Source organism: Nocardioides sp. CF8 (assembly GCF_000389985.1).
Lineage (GTDB): Bacteria > Actinomycetota > Actinomycetes > Propionibacteriales > Nocardioidaceae > Nocardioides > Nocardioides allogilvus.
This window is the reverse complement of the sequence record NZ_CM001852.1, coordinates 1,258,914-1,281,728: the sequence shown is the minus strand read 5'-3', so window position 1 is coordinate 1,281,728 and position 22,815 is coordinate 1,258,914. Positions and strand designations below refer to the sequence as shown.

General features: G+C 66.7%; 21 protein-coding genes. 10 read left to right on the top strand and 11 right to left on the bottom strand.

Annotation, left to right across the window (positions count from 1 at the left end; all coding sequences use genetic code 11):
- Window positions 1-39: 39 nt before the first annotated feature.
- The 3 genes from CF8_RS06270 to CF8_RS06260 are packed head-to-tail and all read left to right on the top strand — an operon-like array spanning window position 40 to window position 2,512.
- Window positions 40-654 (top strand): TetR/AcrR family transcriptional regulator, encoded by a 615-nt coding sequence (locus CF8_RS06270; protein WP_010832288.1) that lies wholly within the window; start codon window positions 40-42, stop codon window positions 652-654.
- A complete protein-coding gene (locus CF8_RS06265) occupies window positions 651-1,655 on the top strand; it encodes an NADP-dependent oxidoreductase (RefSeq protein WP_010832287.1) in 1,005 nt (334 codons plus the stop codon). The genes CF8_RS06270 and CF8_RS06265 overlap by 4 nt, the downstream gene beginning before the upstream one ends.
- Complete coding sequence (locus CF8_RS06260; protein ID WP_010832286.1) at window positions 1,652-2,512, top strand: F510_1955 family glycosylhydrolase; 861 nt, start codon at window positions 1,652-1,654, stop codon at window positions 2,510-2,512. The genes CF8_RS06265 and CF8_RS06260 overlap by 4 nt, the downstream gene beginning before the upstream one ends.
- A 102-nt stretch (window positions 2,513-2,614) precedes the next feature.
- On the opposite strand, the gene CF8_RS06255 is transcribed toward CF8_RS06260, so the two are convergent.
- Window positions 2,615-3,586, bottom strand: coding sequence for an ABC transporter substrate-binding protein (locus CF8_RS06255; RefSeq protein WP_010832285.1), 972 nt, complete (start codon window positions 3,584-3,586; stop codon window positions 2,615-2,617).
- 107 nt (window positions 3,587-3,693) lie between these two features.
- Here CF8_RS06255 and CF8_RS06250 point away from each other — a divergent pair, with 107 nt between their 5' ends.
- From CF8_RS06250 to CF8_RS06240, 3 genes are read left to right on the top strand one after another with little or no spacing between them, the layout of a single operon-like run.
- Window positions 3,694-4,707: a FecCD family ABC transporter permease gene (locus CF8_RS06250; protein WP_036490405.1), complete on the top strand. Its 1,014-nt coding sequence runs from the start codon at window positions 3,694-3,696 to the stop codon at window positions 4,705-4,707.
- A complete protein-coding gene (locus CF8_RS06245) occupies window positions 4,704-5,774 on the top strand; it encodes a FecCD family ABC transporter permease (RefSeq protein WP_010832283.1) in 1,071 nt (356 codons plus the stop codon). The genes CF8_RS06250 and CF8_RS06245 overlap by 4 nt, the downstream gene beginning before the upstream one ends.
- The gene (locus tag CF8_RS06240; protein WP_010832282.1) at window positions 5,771-6,538 is read left to right on the top strand and encodes an ABC transporter ATP-binding protein; all 768 of its coding nucleotides are present in this window, start codon (window positions 5,771-5,773) and stop codon (window positions 6,536-6,538) included. Before CF8_RS06245 ends, CF8_RS06240 begins: the two co-directional genes overlap by 4 nt.
- A 651-nt stretch (window positions 6,539-7,189) precedes the next feature.
- Here CF8_RS06240 and CF8_RS21900 read toward each other — a convergent pair.
- The 5 genes from CF8_RS21900 to CF8_RS20765 all read right to left on the bottom strand — a co-directional run bounded on the left by CF8_RS21900 (window position 7,190) and on the right by CF8_RS20765 (window position 14,567).
- Entirely contained in the window at window positions 7,190-7,852 is a 663-nt protein-coding gene (locus tag CF8_RS21900; RefSeq protein WP_010832281.1) for a hypothetical protein, read from the bottom strand.
- 563 nt (window positions 7,853-8,415) lie between these two features.
- The gene (locus CF8_RS21425) at window positions 8,416-9,543 is read right to left on the bottom strand and encodes a CHAP domain-containing protein (protein ID WP_084622804.1); all 1,128 of its coding nucleotides are present in this window, start codon (window positions 9,541-9,543) and stop codon (window positions 8,416-8,418) included.
- 629 nt (window positions 9,544-10,172) lie between these two features.
- Window positions 10,173-11,888, bottom strand: coding sequence for an apolipoprotein N-acyltransferase (gene lnt, locus CF8_RS06215; protein ID WP_010832279.1), 1,716 nt, complete (start codon window positions 11,886-11,888; stop codon window positions 10,173-10,175).
- Window positions 11,885-12,310, bottom strand: a complete 426-nt coding sequence (locus CF8_RS23660) for a GNAT family N-acetyltransferase (protein ID WP_442937100.1) — start codon at window positions 12,308-12,310, stop codon at window positions 11,885-11,887. The genes lnt and CF8_RS23660 overlap by 4 nt, the downstream gene beginning before the upstream one ends.
- Before the next feature lie 511 nt (window positions 12,311-12,821).
- Entirely contained in the window at window positions 12,822-14,567 is a 1,746-nt protein-coding gene (locus CF8_RS20765) for an N-acetylmuramoyl-L-alanine amidase (RefSeq protein WP_051204136.1), read from the bottom strand.
- A gap of 190 nt (window positions 14,568-14,757) precedes the next feature.
- Here CF8_RS20765 and CF8_RS06205 point away from each other — a divergent pair, with 190 nt between their 5' ends.
- The 3 genes from CF8_RS06205 to murJ all read left to right on the top strand — a co-directional run bounded on the left by CF8_RS06205 (window position 14,758) and on the right by murJ (window position 18,014).
- On the top strand, window positions 14,758-15,192 hold the full coding sequence (locus CF8_RS06205; protein WP_051204135.1) for a BlaI/MecI/CopY family transcriptional regulator: 435 nt from the start codon (window positions 14,758-14,760) through the stop codon (window positions 15,190-15,192).
- Window positions 15,189-16,136, top strand: coding sequence for a M56 family metallopeptidase (locus CF8_RS06200; protein ID WP_051204134.1), 948 nt, complete (start codon window positions 15,189-15,191; stop codon window positions 16,134-16,136). Before CF8_RS06205 ends, CF8_RS06200 begins: the two co-directional genes overlap by 4 nt.
- Before the next feature lie 165 nt (window positions 16,137-16,301).
- Window positions 16,302-18,014, top strand: coding sequence for a murein biosynthesis integral membrane protein MurJ (murJ, locus tag CF8_RS06195; RefSeq protein WP_051204133.1), 1,713 nt, complete (start codon window positions 16,302-16,304; stop codon window positions 18,012-18,014).
- 78 nt (window positions 18,015-18,092) lie between these two features.
- Here the strand turns inward: murJ and CF8_RS06190 are convergent, their stop codons facing one another.
- Window positions 18,093-18,821: a M15 family metallopeptidase gene (locus CF8_RS06190; RefSeq protein WP_232211584.1), complete on the bottom strand. Its 729-nt coding sequence runs from the start codon at window positions 18,819-18,821 to the stop codon at window positions 18,093-18,095.
- A 52-nt stretch (window positions 18,822-18,873) separates the two neighbouring features.
- Entirely contained in the window at window positions 18,874-19,497 is a 624-nt protein-coding gene (locus tag CF8_RS20760) for a GNAT family N-acetyltransferase (RefSeq protein ID WP_051204131.1), read from the bottom strand.
- A 289-nt stretch (window positions 19,498-19,786) separates the two neighbouring features.
- On the opposite strand from CF8_RS20760, the gene CF8_RS23655 reads away from it, so the two are divergent.
- Entirely contained in the window at window positions 19,787-20,641 is an 855-nt protein-coding gene (locus tag CF8_RS23655; protein ID WP_084622800.1) for a M23 family metallopeptidase, read from the top strand.
- A 57-nt stretch (window positions 20,642-20,698) separates the two neighbouring features.
- Here CF8_RS23655 and CF8_RS06175 read toward each other — a convergent pair whose 3' ends face one another.
- From CF8_RS06175 to CF8_RS06165, 3 genes are read right to left on the bottom strand one after another with little or no spacing between them, the layout of a single operon-like run.
- A complete protein-coding gene (locus tag CF8_RS06175; protein ID WP_198016957.1) occupies window positions 20,699-21,526 on the bottom strand; it encodes a F510_1955 family glycosylhydrolase in 828 nt (275 codons plus the stop codon).
- A gap of 59 nt (window positions 21,527-21,585) precedes the next feature.
- Window positions 21,586-22,137 carry a hypothetical protein gene (locus CF8_RS06170; RefSeq protein ID WP_010832271.1) on the bottom strand — a complete coding sequence of 184 codons (552 nt, stop codon included), beginning with the start codon at window positions 22,135-22,137 and terminating at the stop codon, window positions 21,586-21,588.
- Window positions 22,134-22,361, bottom strand: coding sequence for a hypothetical protein (locus CF8_RS06165; RefSeq protein WP_036490395.1), 228 nt, complete (start codon window positions 22,359-22,361; stop codon window positions 22,134-22,136). Before CF8_RS06165 ends, CF8_RS06170 begins: the two co-directional genes overlap by 4 nt.
- Between the last annotated feature and the right edge of the window lie 454 nt (window positions 22,362-22,815).

Below are 22,815 nucleotides of genomic sequence, written 5' to 3'. Positions count from 1 at the left end.
TGCTACGGTCGCACCACCGTCGACACGAGGAGCTGCGACATGGCGAGGTACGCCCCCGAGCACAAGGAGACGACCCGACGGCGGATGATCGACGCCGCGGGCAGGCGCTTCAAGAGCGACGGCTTCGACGGTACGGGCATCTCGACGCTGGTCGCCGACGCCAGCCTGACGAACGGCGCGTTCTACGGGCACTTCGCGTCCAAGAACGACCTGATCGCGTCCGTGGTCGCGCAACAGCTCGCCGACCAAGCGGCTCGCGTCGAGGCCCTTCCGCCCGGACTGGCGTCGGTCGAGGCCGTCGTCCGCGACTACCTCTCCCCCGCCCATCGCGACGACGTGGCCGGCGGGTGCCCGTCAGCTGCGCTCCTGGACGAGATCGGCCGCCGCGACGACGGGACGCGCCAGGCCTACACCGAGGGCGTGTGCCGGCTCATCGATGCCGTCGCACGGCTCCTGGCACCCGAGGACACCGGCGACGAGGTCGCCCACGCGCGCGCGACCGGACTCGTCAACCTGCTGGTCGGCTCCCTGCAGGGCGCGCGCGCCGTGAGCGATCCCGGGCTGTCCGACCGCATGCTCGCCTCCGCCCACACCGTCGCCATGACGATCGTCACCGCACCGCTGCGTCCCTCGTCGAGTCAGGAATCGTCATGAAGGCCTTCGTCGTCACCCACCACGGCCCCGACGGACTGGAGGCAGCCGACGTCCCGGTGCCTGCGATCGGTCCGCACGACGTCCTGGTCGAGGTGCGCGCGGCGAGCATCAACCCGCTCGACGTGATGGTCCGCAACGGTGAGTTCAAGCAGCTCCTCAAGTACGAGCGGCCCTTCGTGCTGGGCCACGACGTGGCCGGGGTCATCACCCAGGTCGGTGCCGACGTCCGGGACTTCGAGGTGGGCGACGAGATCTACGCACGCCCGCGGGACCTGCGCATCGGCACCTTCGCCGAGCAGATCGCCATCGACGCCGACGACGTGGCGCTGAAGCCGGGCTCGCTGTCGTTCGCAGAGGCCGGCGCCGTACCCCTCGTGGCGCTGGCCGCCTGGCAGGCCCTGGTCGAGGTCGCCGACGTCAAGCCCGGCCAGAAGGTCCTGGTCCACGCAGGCGCGGGCGGGCTCGGCTCCACGGTCATCCAGGTCGCCAAGCACCTCGGCGCACACGTCGCGACCACCGCGAGCAGCAAGGACGTCGAGAAGGTCCGCGCCCTCGGCGCCGACGTGGTGGTCGACTACACCGCGCAGGACTTCACCGAGGTCCTGTCCGGCTACGACGTCGTCCTCGACTCGCTGGGCGCGGACAGCCTGGAGCGTTCGCTCACCGTGCTGCGGCCCGGCGGACTGGCGATCAGCGCGGTCGGCCCGCCCGACCCCGCGTTCGCGACCCAGCTCGGCAAGCCGCTCCTCAAGCCGGTGATGGCCCTGCTGAGTCGGAAGATCCGCCGCCGGGCGAAGCGGCTCGGCGTGCGCTACTCGTTCCTCTTCATGCGGGCGAGCGGCGCCCAGCTGACGACGTTGGCCGGGCTCTACGCTGACGGGACCCTACGGCCGGTGCTCGACCGCACGTTCCCGTTCGCCGACACCATGGCGGCGATGGCCCACGTCGAGCAGGGCAGGGCCAACGGCAAGGTCGTCGTCACCCGAGGAGCCCCGACATGAGCACCACGCCACCACGAGCCTGCTGGCCGGCGATCGCGGCTGTCCTGCTCGTCAGCGGCTGCGCCTCCGAGCAGCCGAAGCCCCCCGCGACCGGCGCCGACGACGAGCACCTCATCGGCCACGTGCACGGACTCGGAGTCGACCCGGCCGACGGCACGCTCTACGCGGCCGGGCACTACGGCGTCTTCCGCATCGACGAGGACGGCGTCGCCATCCGGATCGCGGACCGCTGGCAGGACACGATGGCGTTCACGGTCACCGGCCCGCACACCTTCCTCGGCAGCGGGCATCCCGACCTGCGGGAGGAGGACCTGCCGCCCCACCTCGGGCTGATCGAGTCCACCGACGCGGCGAAGACCTGGCAGCCGCTGTCGCTCCAGGGCGAGGCGGACTTCCATGCCCTCGAGGTCGTCGGCGACCAGGTCGTCGGCTACGACTCCACCAGCGGCCAGATCCTCACCACGACCGACCGCACGTCCTGGGAGACCGTCACGGCGGGGCAGTTCATCGACCTCGCGCCAGTGCCCAGCAGGACCGACCGCATCCTCGCCACCACGGGTGAGGGCGAGCTCGTCGAGATCACCCTGGACGGCCGGACCACCGCCGTCGAAGGCGCGCCCACGCTCGTCTGGATCGACGCCGCCCCCGACGGCACGGTCGTCGGGGTCGGGCCCCAGGGTGAGGTGTACGCCGCAGACGACGCCACCGGCGAATGGGGCCAGCGCGGCACCGTCCCGGGCCAGCCGAGCGCGCTGGACGCGACCAAGGACGGCTGGCACATCGCGACCGAGTCAGGCATCTACGGCTCCGAGGACCAGGGCGCCACCTGGACCGCGGTCGTGGAAACCGGGCACTAGGCACTGACCCCGCCCGGCGCTGACCTCAGTTGACGGGTCGCCCTGAAATGCTTTCAGGCCCGGGATCCGAGGATCCCGGGCCTGAAGGTGTGCAGCGGGCGGTCAGTGCTCGTCGTGGCCCTCGGGGGCATCCACGCCGAAGGCCTCGGCAAGGTCGGCCAGGACGTACCAGGCACCCTGCAGGCTGACTGCGGTCATCCAGGTGGTGTCGGAGACCTCGGTGACCTTGGGCGCGATCCCGCCCCACAGCGGGTTGCGCTCGAACGCCGCCTTGGTCTTGGCGGCGAGGCCCTCGTCGTCCTCGTAGGTGGTGACGAAGACCTTGTCCGCGTCGGCCGCCTTGATGTTCTCCTCGGAGATCTCCAGGGCGAAGTCGTCGACGTCCTGGGACTTCGGGCGGGCCAAGCCCGCGTCGTCCAGGATGACGCCGGCATAGGTCAGCTTCTGGTACAGGCGGGTCGGGCCGTCGAGGAAGCGGGTCACGGAGATGGTCGGGTTGCCGGCCTTCTCGTTGATGGCTCCACCGACCTGCTCGGCGGCCTCCTCGAACTCGCTGATCTCCTCCTCGGCCTTGTCCTCCATGCCGACGGCCTCGCCCAGCAGGCGCAGGTTGTCCTTGAACAGGTGGGCGCTGGTCTCAGGCATGACCGTCGGGGCGATCTTCGAGAGCTGGTCGTAGAGCGCCTCGTGGCGCACCTTGATGCTGAGGATCAGGTCGGGCTTCAGCGCGGCGATCTTCTCGAGGCTGGGAGCGGCGATGTCGCCCACGGAGATGACCTCCGCGCCGTTCTCGCGGTCGTCGCCCAGGTAGTCGGGCAGGTCGGTGGAGTAGCCGCGGTACGTCGCGATGCCGACGAGCTCCTTGTCGAGCATGAGCGTCGCGTCGGCCAGGCTGGAGTCGAGGGCGACGATCCGCTGGGGCTCGCCCACGATGGTCGTGCTGCCCATGGCGTGCTCGATGGTGACGGTACGCTCGTCCGCGCCCTTCTCCGTCGACTCGGCCTCCGATGCGCCACAGGCGCTGAGCGCGAGAGCCAGGCTGGCCACCACGCCGGGGATGATCGTGCGAATCACGGTTCTCCTCAGTCAGGGTCCGGCCCGGACGGCCGGTTGTTGAGATGAGGTTAGGCTAACCTCATTCGCAGTTGCCATCCCCCCTCCTGATCGAGTTGGACCACGTCATGCCCCGAGCGTCCCGGAACGGGTCGGGCCGGCTCCTTCCCCGGGGAGTCACCCTGCTCGCCCTGCTGGTCCCGGTGGCGACCATCGCCTCCCTCGCACTCGGTGCGAATGCACTCTCACCCGGCGAGCTCACCCACGCGGTCCTGCGGCCCGACGGCCAGGAGGGCGACGTCATCGTGTGGTCCCTCCGTTTCCCGCGGACGATGCTGGGCCTGCTGGTGGGTGCCGCCCTCGGCGCCGCCGGTGTGCTCATGCAGGGCCACACCCGCAATGCCCTGGCCGAGCCGGGTCTGCTCGGGGTGAGCGCGGGGGCGGCCTTCGCGGTCGTCCTCAGCCTGCGCTTCGCCGCGGTCGACACCATGCTCGGCATGGTCGCCGCGGCCGGCATCGGAGCGGCACTGGCCGCCACAGCCGTCTACGCGCTGGCCCGCCACAGCGTCCACGAGGGCGGCCCGGCCCTGGTCGTGGCCGGCGCCGCGCTGACCGCCTTCCTCGGCGCCCTCACCTCAGCAGTCGTCCTGCTCGACGCCAAGACCCTTGACTCCTACCGCTTCTGGGCGGTCGGCTCGCTCGCCGAGCGCGGACAGGACACACCCGCCGTCATCGCACCCTTCGTCATCGTCGGCCTACTGCTCGCCGCCATGAACGCCCGGTCGCTCGACCTCCTGGCGCTCGGAAACGACGTAGCTGCCTCCATGGGCCTCAAGGTGACCCGCGCCCGACTGGTCGGCCTCGCGGCCGTCACCCTGCTCACCGCAGCGAGCGTCGCCGCCTGTGGACCGATCGCCTTCATCGGACTCCTCGCCGGCACCCTGGCACGCGCCCTCGTCGGCGCGAGCTGGATCCGCGGCGTCCTGGTCGGAGCGCTCGCCGGGGCGGTGCTGCTGGTCGGTTCGGACGTCATCGGCCGGCTAGTCGCCGGCCCCGGCGAGCTCCAGGTCGGGGTCGTCTCCGGCGTGCTGGGCGCGCCTCTGTTGATCTGGGTGATCCGGCGACGGGAGCTGATCTTGTGACCTCGCTCGTGCCCACCCGGTCCTCGACGCTGCCGCTCGTCATCACGACGGTCGTCGCCACCCTCCTCCTGGCTGTCGGCATCCTGCTCTCCCTCGGCACGGGAGAGATCGGCCTGTCCCCTGTCGAGGTGCTGAGGACCCTGGCCGGACAGGGCGACCCGTTCACCGAGCTCGTGGTGCGCGACTTCCGCGGGCCGCGCGTGGCTGCGGCGGTCCTGGTCGGCGCCAGTCTTGCCTGCTCCGGCACGATCCTTCAGTCCGTCGCCCGCAACCCGTTGGCCAGCCCCGACCTGCTCGGCATCAACGCCGGCGCCTCGGTCGCAGCGGTCGCCGTCGTCATCCTCGCCGGCGGCAACGGCGGCGTCTCCGGCCTCGCAGCCTCCGTCGGCCTGCCGATCGCCGCCCTCCTCGGTGCGATGGTCTCCGGGCTGGCGCTGTACCTGCTGGCGATCCGCAACCGGCAGCTCGACCCGATCCGCATGGTGGTGGTCGGCGTCGGCATCGCCGCCGCCGGCACGTCGCTGGTCAGCTGGCTGCTCACCCTGGGCGACGTGATGGTGGTAGGACCGGCCCTGGCGTGGCTGTCCGGCTCGCTGCACGCCGTCACGTGGCCCGCGGTCGCCGGCGTGGGGCTCACCATCGCGGTCGTCCTGCCGTTCCTCCTGGCGTGGACCCGGCGGCTCGACGTGCTCGTCCTGGGTGACGATGCCGCCGGTGGCCTGGGCATCGACGTGCACCGCACCCGGGTGCTGCTCCTGCTGCTCGCGACCGCCCTGGCCGGCGTCGCGACCTCGGCCGCCGGCGCTGTCGTGTTCCTCGCCCTCTGCGCGCCGCAGCTGGCTCGTGCCCTCTCCCGCACCTCGCGACCGCCACTGCTGGCGAGTGCAGTCGTCGGGGCAGCGCTACTCACCTGGGCCGACCTGGCGGCGCGCATGTTGTTGTCCTGGGTCGGCTTCGGCCCCGTCGAGCTCCCCGTCGGTGTCTTCACCGCCGTCCTCGGCGCTCCCTACCTGCTGTTCGTGGTCTCGCGGACCCGATCGACCTCTCTCGAAGGAAGGCGGCCATGAAGATCACCGGCCTCAGCCTGGGCTACGGCGAACGTCTCATCGTCGATTCCGTCGACCTGGAGATCCGGCAGGGAAGCCTGACCGTCATCGTCGGCCCCAACGGGTCCGGCAAGTCGACACTCCTGCGCGGCATGTCCCGCCTGCTGCGTCCGCGCGCGGGCACGGTCCACCTCGACGGCGTCGACATCGCCGACGTCAGCAGCACCGACCTGGCCCGCCGCCTGGCCTTGCTCCCCCAGGCACCGGTGACTCCCCAGGGGCTGACCGTCGGCGACCTCGTGGCCCGGGGGCGGTTCCCGCACCGTGCCTGGTACCAGCGATGGAGCGACGCCGACGATGACGCCGTACGCCGCGCACTCACGCGCGTGGACCTCCTCGACCGCTCCGCGGACCAGGTCTCGGAGCTCTCCGGCGGCCAGCGACAGCGCGCCTGGTTGGCCATGGTGCTCGCCCAGGACACCGACCACCTGCTGCTCGACGAGCCGACGACCTACCTCGACCTGGCCCACGCGGTCGAGGTGATGTCGCTCGCGCGCGACATCGCCCACGAGTCCTCTCGCACGGTCGTCGGCGTGCTCCACGACCTCACCCTGGCGGCGCGCTTCGCCGACCACATGGTCGTCCTCTCGGCCGGGCAGATCGTGGCGACCGGCAGCCCCGACGAGGTGGTCACCAGCGCGCTGCTCGCCGAGGTCTTCGGGCTGCGGGCCGAGGTGATCACGGTCGACGGCGCCCCCGCCGTCGTGCCCACGCGGCACCGGTGAGTTGGGCGCATCTCCAGAAATGCTTTCAGGCCCGGGATCCGAAGATCCCGGGCCTGAAACTTTGTAGCGGGGGCAGGATTTGAACCTGCGACCTCTGGGCAAGATCGGAGGGCCTGTCCCGGACTACTGCAACTCTCGGGTCCCCTTGGAAAACCTCGGTTTTTTGAGGAGATTCCCCTTAGGACTTCTCCAACTGTATCGGAACGTCTCGGAATGATTGCCCATCGTTTCTGATGATCTTCTGATGACGTGTTGAATCTCCGACGGGCTAGCGTGAGGCAAACCGCGGCGGCGGCTTCGTGGTCACGAAGGCCAGTGCGGGAAACGACGAGGTCGAGACCTGGGCGCCGAGCGATCCGGCGTACTTCATCGATCCGCCGAGGCCACGCGATGCGGCCGGCGGGAAGCCCTGTTTGGCGCAGCACGACGCCGAGTGCTTCACCCGCCAGTGACGTCTCTCGAGTTACACCGCAAGCTGAGCTCGGAGAGCTGATGCCGTAAGTAGTTCTGAGCCTGCTCTTGCTCGTCGTGGTAGCTACGGCGTGGTTCGCGTCCTGCCGCGGCCAGAGTGCGTCGGGCTGTTGCGCGCCAGCCGACCCGCGTGCCGACCTGCGAGCGAGCGGCGTACGACGAGGAGACGGACCCGGGCCGTTAGTAGGTGGTCACGTGAACGTGGTCGAAATGGTTGGCCGTCACAGAGCCTCGATCCTCCATGCCGCGCCAGCCCTCTCCCGCCCGCTCGACCGACCAGATGTTCTGAGCGTGGATCGCATACGACACTCCGAGCTCCGCATAGTTGGCCCGCACGAAATCGGCGACCTCCCACCCGCGGGCTCCGCTCACCATGATGTCGATCGCAATGCCTTGGGCATGTTCCCCGTCGCTACGCAACGTCCCGTAGGACGTGATCTCGGGAAACGCAGCGCACACAGCTTCGTGAACCGCGACGATGTTCGGGCTCACACCGGCGGGCACCGAGCTGCCGTTCGAGCAGGTGGGTGAGGCTTCCGCATCTGCTGCTTCGTTTAGAGGCTCGACTTCTTCCTCACGAGGTTTGTGCCGCGCCAGGAAACCACTGGTGACCCAGCGGGAGCGTCCATCCAGAACAATTTCGTCACGACCGAAGGCCGAACGTCCGGTCACCAAGACCCTGGTCAGCGGGTCCAGCAGCCCGACCTTGCGCCCAGTTTCCCCCGGTTGGCTCCACACGTTGAGTAGCTCGGAGGTCCAGCGCTTGGTGTTGGCCTCGCGTACGGCTTGAGCGGTTACGGCTGCGGTAAGCAGCCGGTTCCTTCGTGCGGGTAGCGCCTTCACGCGGGATTCCGACCGTGAGACAACTCGCTTACGCGCGATCGTAGGTACCGGTCGTCTCCCAAGTTGTGAACCGGTGACCGTCGCTTGGACTTCACTCGCGGCCGGCACAGCGCGGGGGTCTGCGCCGGCGATTCCGAGTACGACGGCCGAGCCGGTGACCACTCCGGCCAGGGACACGGCTGCAAAGGCGCCGCGTAGTCGTGGGCGGGCGGGGGTTTCCCGCCGGTGGCGAGATTCGGCCACGGCGTCAATCCTTTGCGGTTCGCGCACGACCCCAAGGCCATGCTGGTCGATCGCAAGCCAGCAACCGGTTCAGGTCGGGGCAACGTTCGGACTCGTCCATCACACGGCAGGACCCTCGAGTCGCCCGAGCGCGACGCGAACACTGCGTCCTGCCTGCGAGCGCCTACTATAGGACATAGGAGTTGAGGGGTGAACTCCTTGCTAGAATGCATCCGAGGGGCTGTGGTGGACGAGCGTGCCGTCGCGTGGACCGGTTCAGAGCGCCAGGCAGATCCCGTCGCGTGGCTACCGGGAGCGCACTTGGCGGCGAGGTGAGCGGTTCAGCGCGCCCTCCGTACGGGGGCGAGCCGGAAAGAGGTGGACTTGGTCTCGAGGCGTCCTCCGGACAGCGCGATGGTGGAGACGGCGAGCGACTTCCCGACTAGAGACCGTCCAACGGTGATCGTCGCCCCTCGGGCGCCATGCAGGATCTTCCCGTTCGCACGCCACTGGAATCTCAGCCTTCGTGGTGCGGGGGCGAAGGTCGCGGGTGCCGCAGTGAGCGTCTTGCCGAGGATGGGCTGGCCCTTCACGGTGGTTGGTGTCACCACCGTGAAGGTGCCCTTGGCAGTGGGACCTACGGGCGCAGACGAGGCGCTTGCCGACGCCAGCCCCGGGCTGATGGCGGTGACCGTCAAGGAGATGGTGGCGTCGAGCTTGCGCACCGAGGGGATGTAGGTGCTTGACGTCGCCGCCGGTAGTGCAACACCGTTCGCGTACCACTGGAAAGCGAACTCCGTCGGGTTGCCCGTCCACTGTCCGACGTCCCCTACCAGCGGTTGTCCCACGCGCGCCTCTCCGACGACAGATGGCGGCGTGACGCTGGCAAGGCTCGGGGCAGCCGGAGGGAGAGGGGTGGTGGCGGGCGCGGCGATGAAGTGGATGAAACCTGTGGGCCAACCCCGCCCGTCGGTGGTGATGCTTCGCCAAGAGAAGTCTCCGCCCCAGCTGTCCTCCGACACCACGATCTCGGTGGGTGACACGACTTGCTCGACGTACGCGAGATGGCCACTCGAACTGACCCCTGCTGCGCCGCTGTTCCACCAAGCTATGGCTCCGACCTCGGGGACCTGGTCGGTGATGCTGGCGTTGACGAGTCCCCACTTGTAGGCGGTGCCGCTTCCTGACCACGGGCGCGTGTTGGCCATCCCGTTCTGCACCAGTCGATAGGCGACGTAGTTGGTGCAGTTGTGCCCTGCATACATCCCCCAGTACATCGTCCGTCCAGCCGTTGCGTAACCCGCCGACGAGTAGCCGGCGAGCTCGCACGCCGCGTAGCCCTTGCAGAGGTAGGAACTCGCCGCGGACGCCTGCGGAGCGGGTGCCATCGACGTCACTGAGGTGAGAAGCGTCAGTACGAAAGCGAGCGTCAGGGTGCGCCGCCATGTACGACCTTTCTTAGTAGCCATGAGGAGCACCTTGGGTCACACAAGCCACAGAAGCAACCAAAATGCCCAAAAATCTCGTGCGTTACGGCGTGTCGCGCTTGACCCACGCGAACTACACGCGTGCAACTTTCCCGCAACTGCCTAGTGTCGATGCGTTCACCTTGGTCGCCAGACTCGAGGCGTGGCAGCCTGTCGAGGCTGGCGGGCTCGCGGGACGGCAGGATGATGTTCCCCAGAGAGCTCTATCGGCAGTGTGCGGTCGCGACGGCATCAGTGCCGCGCAGGTGGTGTACGGCGACTGATCACCGCGCGAAGTTCGCTCTGCCCGCCCTCGGACTGTCCGCTGCGAGACGTCTCCATACGAAGGTGGCGAATCTAGGGGCCGCTGGCAACCGGCGCTATCTGGACTTGCCGACCGTCACAATGACGAGCGCAACGCCGAAGCCCCCTAGAACCGGGCCCAGGGTCGCCCACGAGCGGGAAGTCTGCCTACTGTCGGCCCCACCAAGACCGTAGAAGGTCAAGAGCGCGCCCGCAGCGATGAGGAGGATGGCACATGCCAGCCCCACGATTCGAACTTTCATGTGCAGCCTCGCGTCCCTCTTGAACGGCAGTGCCAGCTCGCAACACCCGGCCATCTCTTATGCAGCCTAGTAGATGGTATCCGTCCGGGATGCGGAGTTCAGCGCGCCCTGGGAGGAGTTGCGCTCCGCGCTGTCTGCGCCGCAAGAACCCCAACCGGGTGAAGTCACCATCAGGAAGCGCCGAGTTCTCCTCCGGACTGACCGTCCGAAGGCCGCGGAACTGGCAGCTACCGCAATCACGGCAATCATCGAGTTGCGGGCACCGGCGAAACGGACGGCCGGCGTGAGTGCTGTGACAAGAGGGACTGTTGACGTCAGGGCTTGCGTATCCGGACTCTGACTTCGCGTTCTTACCGTTCCGTCAGGGAACACGATGCCGCTGACTCCGTTGAGGGACGCAACGACGACCGCCCGGCCCGTCTCCAGCGCTCGAGCCCGGGAGATGGTGAACTGCTGCTCCGGCTGACTGCTCCCGGTGAAGGCGGCGTTGCTGCTTTGTATTACCGCCAGATGCGCACCCGCACGCACCTGGTCGACGAGGACATCGGTGAATGCGACGTCGAAACAGATGGCACTCGCGACGAGGAGGCGACCCTGGTCCGTTGTCACATTCAAGGGAGGGGTTGGCTCACCTGGGAGCATGTCGCGCGGGATCTCGTCGAAGCGCGGCGAGAAGCCCGAAAGCCAGGGTCGGAACGGGATGTACTCGCCAAAGGGAACAGGGTGTCGTTTCGTGTAGCGCTCATCGGAAGGACCGTCGATGCTCCACACGAGTCCTTGGTTGAGAGCGGTCCCTTCGGAGGGTCCGTCGACGATGGCGCCAAGCAGGATGGGAGCATCACTCGCGGCGACGGCCCGTTCCACCTGCCTGCGTGCAACTTCGTCGGTTGTCGGATCGACGATCACCGAACTCTCCGGCCACACCAGCAGATCAACGGCCTCCTGATCGCCCGCGCGAATGCGATCGGACATCTTCACGGTTGCTGCGGCGTGGGCGCGGGTGATTTGTCGGTGCCTGGCCATGACGTCTGTGCTTCCGCCCGGTATACCGCCCTGGACTGCCGCGATGCGCAGGGTGCCGTCCGCACTCACCGAATAGGGGAACAGCACCGCGCCGACAGGCGCCGCGCAGACGATCGAGGCCAGGGCAGCAATGCGACCCATGCGCGGCCACTTCGGAGTCGTCCTCGCGGCCCAGGCGGCGGCTCCTGCGGTTCCTGCCAGCGCGATCAGGAAGCTCGTCCCCTCGACCCCGACGTACGGCAGAGTCCCAGCCCACGGCCCTCCAATGCTGGTGAATCCGAGTTGCCCCCAAGGGAACCCACCGAAGGGCCACTGGGATCGCGCCAGCTCAATCGCCGTCCAGCACGCGGGGATGCTGAGGACTCGCATCCGCTGGCGCCACAGAAGCCGTACTAGCGCGCCCAACCCGGCGAACCACAATCCTTGAGTCAGGCTCACCGCAATCCAGGCCGCGGGACTGATGGACGTGGCAAGCCACCAGATGTGAACAGCGAAGAAGACGGCTCCGAACGAGAACCCGGCCATGCCGGCTCTCCGCCAGGACTGGCGCCGCGGGCCGGTCGCAGTGACAAAGGCGGTCAGGGCGAAGGGAGCCAGCCAGGCCAGGCCAATCGGGTCAAAGGAAAACGCCAACCCGGCTCCGCCGACTGCAGCAAGGAGCTGGCTACGCCAGGGGGCGGAACCTCGCGCAGTGTGTTCTGCGTCCTGCGGCTCGAGCGCGATCCGCAGGCTGGTGGGGGGACCGCTGGTGACCGTCATCCGCTGACGGGGCGGTATCTGCGCGAGGGGTAGCCGGTGTCGAAATGCATGTAGTCAGGTGCTCTCTCCCCCGACAGTCGGCGCGGACCGTCAAGACCTCGGCTGAAGGTGGTGAGCCAGTAGCCCTCGGGCGTGCAGCGCTCGCCTACGTAGCTCCATCCTGTTAGACGGCAATACGCGGGGGCGAGTCCGTCCGACCGCGTGACAAGCACCAAGCGGTCGCACCCTGCAGTCCGAGCCGCATCCTCCAGAGCTTGGATCAGGAGTGAACCGACCCCCTCTCCTTGATGTTCAGGGAGCACCGCGACGTGGTTGAGGACTCCCGTGGTGTCCGTGCGTGTCGCGACGCCTCGGACTCGGGCTCCACGCCTGTCTCGGATGACCGCCCGCAGGTACCTCCAACCGCGAGTCCGAAGGAACATGAGGATCAGGCTCGGTTGCCGAAGGAGAGCACCCAGTCCCAGCAGGCACAGCCGCCTTCCGTGCTGGCTCATCACATGATGCCGGTGTAGACCCGGGTTTGGAGTTCCCACCAAGTACCCGACGGGGCGCCCCGACTCCTCTGCAACCAGCACGCAGCTGGCCTGATCGGTCATGAAGGACCTGTAGTACTCCGAGAGGAAACTGCCGCCAAGGCGAACGAAGAAGCCGTCGGGGAAGAACGACTGGTGCTGAGCTACGACGAATGGCAAGTCTTCATGTCGGGCCGTCCGAATGCCTACGGCTGGTGAACTAGATGGCAAGACGGTTCCTTGCACTCGGAAATACTAAGTCGCATAGTACAGACGGGTGAAGCTTGCCGATCGCCCTGGCGTACCGCAGGCGTCCTGCTCGTGCGCACTTCCGTACAACAAGCCGACCCGGTCTCGAAGCTCCCAAGCGCCGAACACGGGCACAGTCGACCAACCCAGCGCGCGCCGGGTGATGCTCCACTCATGCGATTCTGAGCGTGGTGTTGCGTGTGGCTTCCGTGAAAATGTCGTCGCCGGCGTACACGACCCCTACCGCATAGGTGCCGGCGCGCAGGCGCCGGCGCCCACCGAACTTGGCCACCACTACGCCATCAAGCAGCGCGAACTTCGTGGTGCGCTTGCCAAGGGTCACCGCCACGACGCCGGTCGGCACCACTGGCGCGCCTGGCGGACCCGCAAGTTTAACGCGAATCTTGGCGATGCCCTTCTGGTTGTTGCTGGCGATCACGCGGAGCGTCGGTGCCGCGATCGTCGGTCCCGTTGCGGACGGCGTCTGTACGACCGGGCTCAGCCCCGCGCGGTTCAACGTGACCAGGCATGACAGCACGGCGCCAACATCCTGCGGCGTGACGGGATAGCTCTGGACGCTGGCTCCAACAATGGGTTGTCCTGCCCTCAACCACTGGTAGGTGACTGAGACGTCGCTAGGAGTGAAGCGTCCTGGGCTCGCGGACAGCGTGTTGCCCACACGGGGCTCACCAGTGACGGAGGCCGCTTCCTCGACGACGATGATTGGCGCCGGCGTACCTGCCGCTACGAGCTCCTGCGTACGGCGCCTCACCTCCGGTAGCGCTTCATATAGGTAGCGTCCAGGACAGGCCGTGTCGTTGGTGTCTCGGTGACCGTCAATGACTGGCAGGGCAACGTCCTGGCCACGAGCGAACTTGTCGCTGCCTTCGGACTCGACGCGAATCGACCCGACAGGATCACGCTCGAAAGGGGCGACCTTCCACGCGGCGATGGCCGCGATGGCCCCCAGCATGGCGCTGCTGGGCCGCTGGGTGTCGTAATTGCCAATCGCTGAGATGCCAGTGGACTCGGCATTGAAGCCGAGGGTATGGCTACCGCGCACAAGACGTCCGGCCCCACCCGCGCGACCGACCCAGCAGCGGCCGAAGCGGTCGACGAGGAAGTTGTAGCCGATGTCAGACCAGCCGAGGCTTTTCGTGTGATAGGCGTACATGCCCCGCAGCAGTGCTGGGACATCTTCTCGCGCATAGCTGTTGGAGTTCACGGTGTGATGGACGTGTACCTGCTTGATCGTGTGGATGTAGGCCGGATCGGTGTCTCGAAGCGACTCGTCGGCACCCCAGGCGCGTCGGCCGATCAGTCGAGGGCGTGCCGCGCCCAACGCGGCAGATTGGCGAGCGCGCGGCTCCAGCAAGCCGGTTCCAGATGAGCCCACTGACGTATCTCCCGGCCTGCGCTCGGGGTACAGAAGTACGAGGGTGAGGCCCGCTGGGCGGCGGCCCTGCACGCGTATCTGTACCCCGTCCGCCCGCCCGATCCAGGTCACGTCGGTGCCCGCGAGGCCCGACTTTTCGACTGAACCTGCGTCGGCCACATCGTGGAGCGTCGTAACCGATAGCCAGGACCCCCAGCCCGCAGCGGTGCGGGATCGGATATGCAGACGTGGGGCCGTCTGTCCGGCGTCCCAGAGGAACGCGACCATCGAGTGGGTGGATGTGGGGAGTCGCTGCGTCTCCCAGCGCTGTGGACCAAGTGGAAGGAGGTGCCTCTCATCCAATGGCAGGTGCAACGACTGCACGTCCGACCCGGCGTGCGTGGACAGCATCAAGGCGCCGGCCGACCCATCGTCGCCTGCTGGCGCGAGGCTCCGTCTCGTCACAGCCGCCACCGCGGTGAGACCCGCGCTGCCGGCGGCGATCTTCAACAGCGCGCGACGCCCGGTTGGCTTCTCAGTCACATCTTTAACACCAGTCACACTGGCATGCTATCCGAAGCGACTATGTAGGATAGTAGATCCCGGGTCGGTGAGTCTGGCGCCGCGGGCATGAACTCGTTGCCAGCAGTACAAGTGCGGCAGGGCTGGTGACCGTAGGCTTCGCTGCATACGTCAGCATTTCGGCTGGCTTGCCCGGTCGAATCCGGATGACATGTTCGTAGAGAAGGGGGCCGCCATCGTGAGCCACTTGGGTCAACTAGAAGCGGCGGTCATGGAGTGCCTGTGGGCGCACGATGAGGCCATGCCGGTGCGCGAGGTGCTCACTGAGCTCAACGGTAGTCGCGAACTTGCGTACACCACGGTCATGACGGTGTTGGACAACCTGCACCGCAAGGGAATGGTCGCCCGAAGCAAGGCTGGTCGCGCATGGGTGTACATCCCGGTGGGCTCTCGCTCCAGCTACACCGCCGAGTTGATGGAGGAGGCGTTGGCCGGCAATCCAGATCGGGGCGCGGCGTTGTTGCACTTCGTCGAGAAGCTACCGGCTGACGAACTGATGCAACTGCGTCAGCTCCTGGACCCCACCGGCCCGGACCCCAGTGTCACCAGTAAGTCGCCTGCGTCGGAGACGGCTCGGCAACTATGACGACAACGCTGGGACTGTTGCTCTTCGGGGTGGGGCTCGGCGTGCTGGGGCCCCGTCGCCTGGAACGGTCGAGCTGGCTCACGCGGTCGCCTCTGCTGGGCATCCTTGCTTGGCTGACGCTGTCGTTGACGGTTTTCGTGTCCTTCGTGTGGGCGGGCGTGACAGTTGCCGCTCATGCGATGCCCGATGGCGGGTGGCTCGGCAGTGCGGTTCACGCGTGCTCGGTGCTGTTGTCGGAAGAAGGGGTCTGGAAGCAGAGCCCGGTGATTCCAGCCTTGGGTGCCGCCCTGTCTTTTGGTGCCGTGGGCGCACTCTTTGGCGCCGTACAGATTGCTCGCCGTCGCGAGCGATCTCAGTTGCGGCGCAAGAGAGACCTCTTGGAGGTCGTGTGCGCACCTCACTCGGAGCCGGACGTGATGGTGCTGGAGCACCACGTGCCTTCCGTGTTTTGTCTTCCCGGGGGCCGAGGAGCCAGCGTTGTCGTCAGTCGAGGGGCTTTGGATTGCCTCTCGGAGTCTCAGCTGCAGCAGGTTCTCGCCCATGAGCGGGCGCACCTCGCCTCGCGCCATCACTTGATCTTGCGGTGGGCGGACGCGTTTGCGGTGGTCCTGCGGGGGCGTCTCGGCTCAGCCCAGGCACGGATCCGTATTGCGGAACTTGTAGAAATGCACGCCGATGATGCCGCCGGCCGGCACAACAGGAGAGACCTCGCCGAGGCAGTGATCGCGCTTGCCGGCGGAGCTCACCCCACCGGCGCCCTCGGCGCGGGCGGGTCAGCGTTGTCTCGCGTGCGCCGCCTCACTGCACCGGTCAAACCGATCTCACAAGTTGCCCGCGGAGGCATCCTGCTGTCCCTGTTGACGATGGTCCTGGCGCCCGGGATCATCGCGCTGACACCGGGCCTCTCCGCCATTTTCGTGGATGCTTGTCCGTTCTTCTTCTAACCCGCAGGACCACAAACGAACTTGCCTCACCAGAGATCGCGGGCGCAGGTCTCCACGGTCAGAGCATCTCCGTGTGCGTTGCGCGGCCACACACCGACGGATGGCGCGCGGTGGGGTTGGGCAGTTGGTTTGTGTTCCGTGGCCCATTGCGTGAGGCTGCGCGGCATGCCTAGTGGCCGTCGGACGCCCCCGGTCCCGGCCGTCGAGCAGGACCGTTTCGTTGCCTCGAGTGCCCTCATGGCGGCCGGCACCCTGTTCTCGCGCATCAGCGGTTTCGTCAGGGCGTTCCTGCTGGCGGCAGCGCTCGGGAACCTGTTGAGCGGCGACCTGTTCTCCATCGCGAACACCATCCCCAACATGTTGTACATCCTGCTGGCCGGGGGCATCTTCAACGCAGTTCTCGTCCCCCAACTGGTACGAGCGACAAAGACGGATGCCGACGGTGGCGAGGCCTTCACCAACCGGGTGATCACCCTGGCGGCGCTGTTCCTCGGCACCATCACTCTCTTATTGGTGGTCGCCGCACCTTGGGTGATGGGCGTGTTCCTAGATCCCGTCTTCGACGACCCGCAGCTCGCGACCCAGCGTGCCTCGGTCGTCGACTTCGCTCGATACTGTCTGCCACAGGTGTTCTTCTACGGCATGTTCGTGTTGGTCGGGCAGATCCTCAACGCCCACGGTCGTTTCGGGCCGATGATGTGGGCGCCGATTGCCAACAATGCCGTCTCGGTGTTGGTGCTTGCGGCGTACCTGCTCGTGTACGGACCTGCGCGCGGCGATGAACGGTGCCAGGGCTTCGAGCCAGGGCAGGAACTGTTGCTGGGGCTTGGGTCCACTCTGGGCATCGTGGTCCAGTGCCTCATCCTGCTCCCCTATTTGAGGCGCGCTGGAATCCGCTATCGGCCCCAGTTCGACTTCCGCGACTCAGGGTTGGGTCATACTCTTCGACTCGGGACGTGGACGATCCTGGTGGTGGCCGTCAACCAGATTGCCTACACAGTCGTGGTTCGTCTCGCCTCCGGCGGTACCGCTCAGTCAGCCACCGACGGATGCGGCGTCGGCATGACGGCGGAGGGCACGGGCTACACCGTCTACTCCACGGCGTTCCTGATCGTGATGGTGCCGCACTCGATCGTGACAGTGTCTATCGCGACAGCGGTTCTGCCCCGGTTGTCTAGGCTCGCGGCCGACCGGAACCTTCCTGATCTGGCCATCTCCGTGGCCGGGACCTTACGGGCGTCCTTGACGCTGATCGTGCCTTTCGCCTTCCTGATTCCCGTCATCGCCGCCGACGTCGCTAACGCTATCTCGTTCGGGGCCGCCCGATCGACCTCCGAAAACTACGGGCCGACGATCGCCCTCTTCGGACCGGGAATCCTGTTCTTCACCGTTCACTACTTGATGCTGCGGGGCTTCTTCGCCCTCGAGCGCACCCAGACGGTCTTCTGGGTGCAGTGCATCATCGCCGGCGTGAACGTCGCGGCCGCCATGGCTCTGGTTGGCGTCACAGAGGCTCGACTGACGGCCCCCTCGCTGGCGGCGGCGTACGGCGCCTCCTACGCCGTGGGTTCCGCACTGTCCTACTTGATATTGCGACGCGCTCTCGGCGGGCTGGACACCCGCCGACTCCTCGCATTCTTGGCCAGGATGCTGGTGCCAACAGTCGGCGCGACCGGTATGGCCTACCTGCTCGCGCACGTCCTTCACGCCACCGTGGAAGAGCCCACTCAACTGACTGCGGCTCTATGGGTGGCCGCAGTAGCGACCGCAGACGGGATCGTTTTTCTCGGCCTCGCCTGGCTGCTCCGGGTAGCCGAAATCACCCAGGTCGGCACGTTCGTCGTACGCCGCCTGCATGCCGCGGCCAGACACGGCTAGCTGGGACGCAGTCCGTCACGAGTGAGCCGTCGCGATGACGTGCCCGAGGGAACACGTAGCCGCACCGGTGCACAGGGGTCAGGAACCAGGCTGAGTGTACGGCGTCGAGGGATAACCGGTGTCGAAGTGCATGTAATCCGGGACAGGGATGTTCTGCCAGATCCAACCCTCGTCGATGAAGGTCTGCCAAACCACGTCACGGCGAAGGATCTTGCCCGGGCCGGGTGTGCGCGGTGCGTTCTCAGGTCCTGGTGACCAGCATTTGCAGCGTAGGTCCATCCATGGGTTCTCGCGTGGGTTGATGTCGATCGCGCGCCCGTTGGCGTGCGGGGACTCGAGCACGGGGGCGTTGATCTGGTCCGGGCGGCGGCAGTTGTATGCAGAGGTGTTGTCGGCTTGGAGGCTGCGCAGGGTGTCGCCGCCGTACTTCTCCACCCCTCGCATTCGCCGTATCGGAAAGCCTTCTTCGTAGAGCCGCGTGAAGATGCGCGCAGCCGTCTCGGCCGTGTCCGCGTTGACCACCAGGTGACCCCGGCGAAGGACGCCCTCGAAGTCGACGTGGTCCACCTCGACCCGTCGGAGCTGGGAACGTTCGGTCACCGGGCAGCCCTCTCGCACCATGCCAGCCTGGACCATCGCGTCCCATTGACGCTGCGGAACTCGGCGGATGACCGCGTCCTGGGGCTGACGCGGCGTGGGTGCGCCGGTCGGGGTTTCGATGCTCGCAACCTCGGTTCGTGATGGGCGACTGTCGTCAGCTGGGATGCTGCACGAGGCGAACAACAGCGCCAGCAGGGTGACTGGCACCGCATGAACCACGATGTGGGAGCACCTTGCGAGACTCCTTTTGACCCTAGTCTCAAGCATCGTCGTGCAGCTCCAGGTCGTAAAGGCGGATCCACCGACCGTCGAACGTCTGGCGGCGGGCTTTCAGCAGCCATCCTTGACGGTCATAGAACGGTCCTGCGCCGTTCGCTCCGTCGAGCGTAGCCAGACTGACCCGATCAGCTCCGGTCGCCTTCGCTGCTTGTACGAAGTCAGTCACCAACGCGCGTCCGACCCCGGCCCCTCGCCTGTTCTCAACCGTCGCAACATGCGAAAGCACCGCGACCTTCTTGGGCCCTGCCTGCGACTCCGTCTGATGGTGGCCTCGACATCGTCGCTGGAACCAGAGACTGAGGCGACGCGCGAAGAGCCGATAGGCCAACCGGGGGTGGCGCAGCGTCCCAAGCAGGACGGTGCCGGCTAGCGGCACGACGTGTCGCTGTAGGAGTAGTTTCCGGTGCGCCCGTGTGTCGAGGATGCCAACGAGGAAGCCGCACGGCCGTCCTTCGCTCTCTGCGAGGGTGGCAACGCCGTATGGCGTGTCAAGAAACGTTGCGTAGTAGCGGCGCAAGAAAGGGCGGCCGAGACGGCCCATGACGTTCTCCGGGAAGCACTTGAGGTGCTCCTCAGTGACGAAGGGGATGTCCGCCTTCACCATGGGACGGAGCGTCGCGGCTGCTTGTACTCCGGGCGACCTGGGGCTGGGTGAGGCGGCGGATGACATGCGTCGACACTACTACGTTGCATAGTAGTTCCGTGGTTTTTCCAGCGACGCGCGCCGGCCAAGGCAAGCAGAACCGCCGCGACCCGCCCCGTTGGCACTCAGACAGCCAGTGAACTATGGTGCATAGTAGTTGCCGGGCGGGTGCCCGGCTTCCCCTATCCGGGCACCCGCCGCTTCAAGACGTACGCGGCAGTCGTGCCCACAGAGCACACAAGGCCAATGCATGAGTCGACACAGCAGCAGGGCAGCGCCTGCACAGCCCAACTACGAGGGTGCGGGGAAGCGACGCGCTGTAAAGCCGGGCCGCCATGACAAGGATTCTTTGTCCAAGCATCCGCGGAGGCTGCCCCCCGCCAACGCGTTGCTAGGCGCCCTTGCGCTCATCGGTGCGGCCGGTGGAGCACTGTCTGGCGACCTGGATACAGATCCCGTCCCCGTGCGCGCGGAGTTCGCCACCACCGGCGGGTCCGTTAGCGATGCGTGGTCCGATGACCGACGCCAACCCGTGGTGAGCCGCTCCGCGCCACGCACAGCGTCGCCGCTGACTTCCAGAGCCCTGATCGCCGTCAAACGCCGCGAAGCGACCATGCAGCAACTTGAAGTAGCAGCCGATCGACGAGAGCAGCAGATCCAGCAACTGCAGGCAGCCGCCGAGCAGCGACGACGTGAGCAGCTAGCGCGACAGTGGACGCTGCCAGTGTCCTCGTACCGACTCACGGGCCTCTTCGGTCAGAGCAGCTACCTGTGGAGCACCGTCCACACCGGTCTGGACTTTGCAGCCCCGGAAGGCACTCCCATCTACTCCGTCGGTGCGGGCACGGTGACCGAAGCTGGGTACGCCGGGTCGTACGGTTACAGGACGATCGTGACTCTCGCGGACGGCACCGAGATCTGGTACTGCCACCAGTCGAGCATTTCTGTCACAGTTGGCTCCGCGGTGAGCCGAGGTCAGGTCGTCGGACTCGTCGGAAGCACCGGGAACGTGACCGGCCCACACCTTCACCTCGAAGTGCGTCCCGAGGGCGGAGACCCCGTCGACCCCTACACGGCCTTGGTCCAACGCGGGGCCCAACCCTAAAAGCACAGGCGCCGCTGGCGTACTGCGACTGTCATCATGGGCCCCAATGCCTGTCAGTCACATCCTGTGGCGAACGACGATTTTCCAGGTCTTTCCATCGTCGGTTGACTCGTACACGCCGGTGCTGGTGGCCGCGTGCCAACGACCATCGACAACATCGAGCGCTTCGGCCGGGCCGTCGACCTCACCGACTTTCGTCCAGTCGACGCCATCGGTGCTCGCCATGACTGCGCCGTCAGGTGCGATTCCGACGAGTGGTCCGTCCGGCTGCCAGTCGATCGCTGTGAGAACCGGTGCTGCCGTCACTGGTTGAGGGGCTGAACCGTTGGTGGAGGTAATCAAGAGCCCGCGGTCGGTAGTGGCGTACACGACGTCGGGGGTCTTGGGCTCCGCGGCGAGGTCGTACAACGGTTGCTGCGTGATCGTTCTCCAGTCCGTTCGGTTGTCCGTCATGACCAAGGCGCCTGCTGTCGAGTCGTAGGCGTAGATCCGGTCCCCCACTGCTTCGATGGCGTGCAGGTCGGCATCGCCGAGGAGGGACACTGGCTCCCACGTCTGGGCTGCGTCGGTGGACTCGATGAGGCCGAGGCTGGTCGGGAGGTCCTCCTCTTCCAAGTCTGGATGGCCGGAGCCGAGGAAGTGGCTGGGTCCGACAACGGCGAAGCCCATCGTGTCTTGCCACCGGTCAGCCACACGCTCGCTGGTCCCGTCGTCGCTCACCCGGAAGACACCGACATGCGAAGCCACATAAAGAGTTCCGTCGCCAGGGTCGACGCCGAGTCCGTGAATGTGCCCGAGCGCCAGGCCGGCATCTTGAGGAACGTCTCGGCGCCCGATCGTTGGAGTCTCCTCAACCGGGTCACTGCAGGCGGACACAAGGGCCACCGCCGAGAGTGCTGCCAAGCAAGCCGCAGTACGTCGCAGTGGGGCGCTTCGGAACATGTTCATGTCGTTGACCCGGCGCTCTGTGCCAGACGCGCCAGGCCGGCCTCGTGCCGGTATCGTTGCCCGCGCCGCGTCAGGCCCGCTGGTTTGTACATCGCCAACGCCGTCGTGATGAGCAACAACAGCAGGGCACCGCCCGAGTGCAGAACTACGGACGACCCTCGCAGGAGGGAGAGCTCTGCAGCTCCAAGCGCGTCGCGTCCCGCGACGTCAGCGAAGACAGCCAAGGTCTGCGTATACAAAAGCAACACCGCAGTCGCGATACCAGTGAGGGCGAGCTTCACGATCACCCAGTAGTGACGCCACAGGCCCCACGAGGAGACCAGTGACTGAGTGATGCCAGTGACCAGAGAGGCCAGAGCAAGAGGAACAAGCACGGTCCAGGAAGCCGCGTCCATCGCGAGGTAGACGGCGCTGAGCAGGGCGACGTCATCGCTTGTCACCGCTGTCAGGCCGAGACCGAGGTACATGAGAACGGCTCCGAGCCAACCGACTGAGGACACCACGTGCACGGTCAGACCCGCCTTGCGCGCGAGGGGGGTCGCGCTCATGGTTGGGAAACGGCCAACACGTGCACGTCGGGCGAGAGACCGTGCGACATGTGTCTTCCGGGCCCGTGTTCACCGCTACCGAGAAGCAGCCCGGCCAGCAGCACGATCACCAGTACGACGGCGCCCACAACGAACCACTTCACCCAGCCCGGCATGCCGGTGTAGGCCGGCAGTTCATTGACGGACGAGACGGAGCTGGGGTGCCCCTGCTGATCCTCGCTCATGATTGCTTCTCTCAGGGCTTGCAGGTAGGACGGATTGGACCGTTACTAGGCAGCGTAGTGGGGCTTTCCCAAGCCACAGACGATGCGTTGCCGTGATTGGTCGCCCAGCTCTCTGGGCCACGGCGCCACTACACATCCTTTCCGGCGAACCCCGCCCTCAGCGGTTGCCCTGCCGTCTCGTCGGACCCATTGGCAAGAGTCGTGCGGGATCCCCGGATCACGTCACGCAGCATCTGCCACCTGGGCGGCGCCGCACGCTTCAGGGAACCTTCACCATTCGCAACACCCGACCTCCATTTTCAAAGCTCACGCTGGTCATAACAGCCCCGGACAGACGGGCGCTGGTGATTTGAGGAGATGAGCACGATGGGTGGCAACCACTTAAAACACATGCTGCTTGGAGGCGCAGGCTTGTTCGGCGTCCTGAACCGCCCCGGGATGTCCGGAGAGTTGA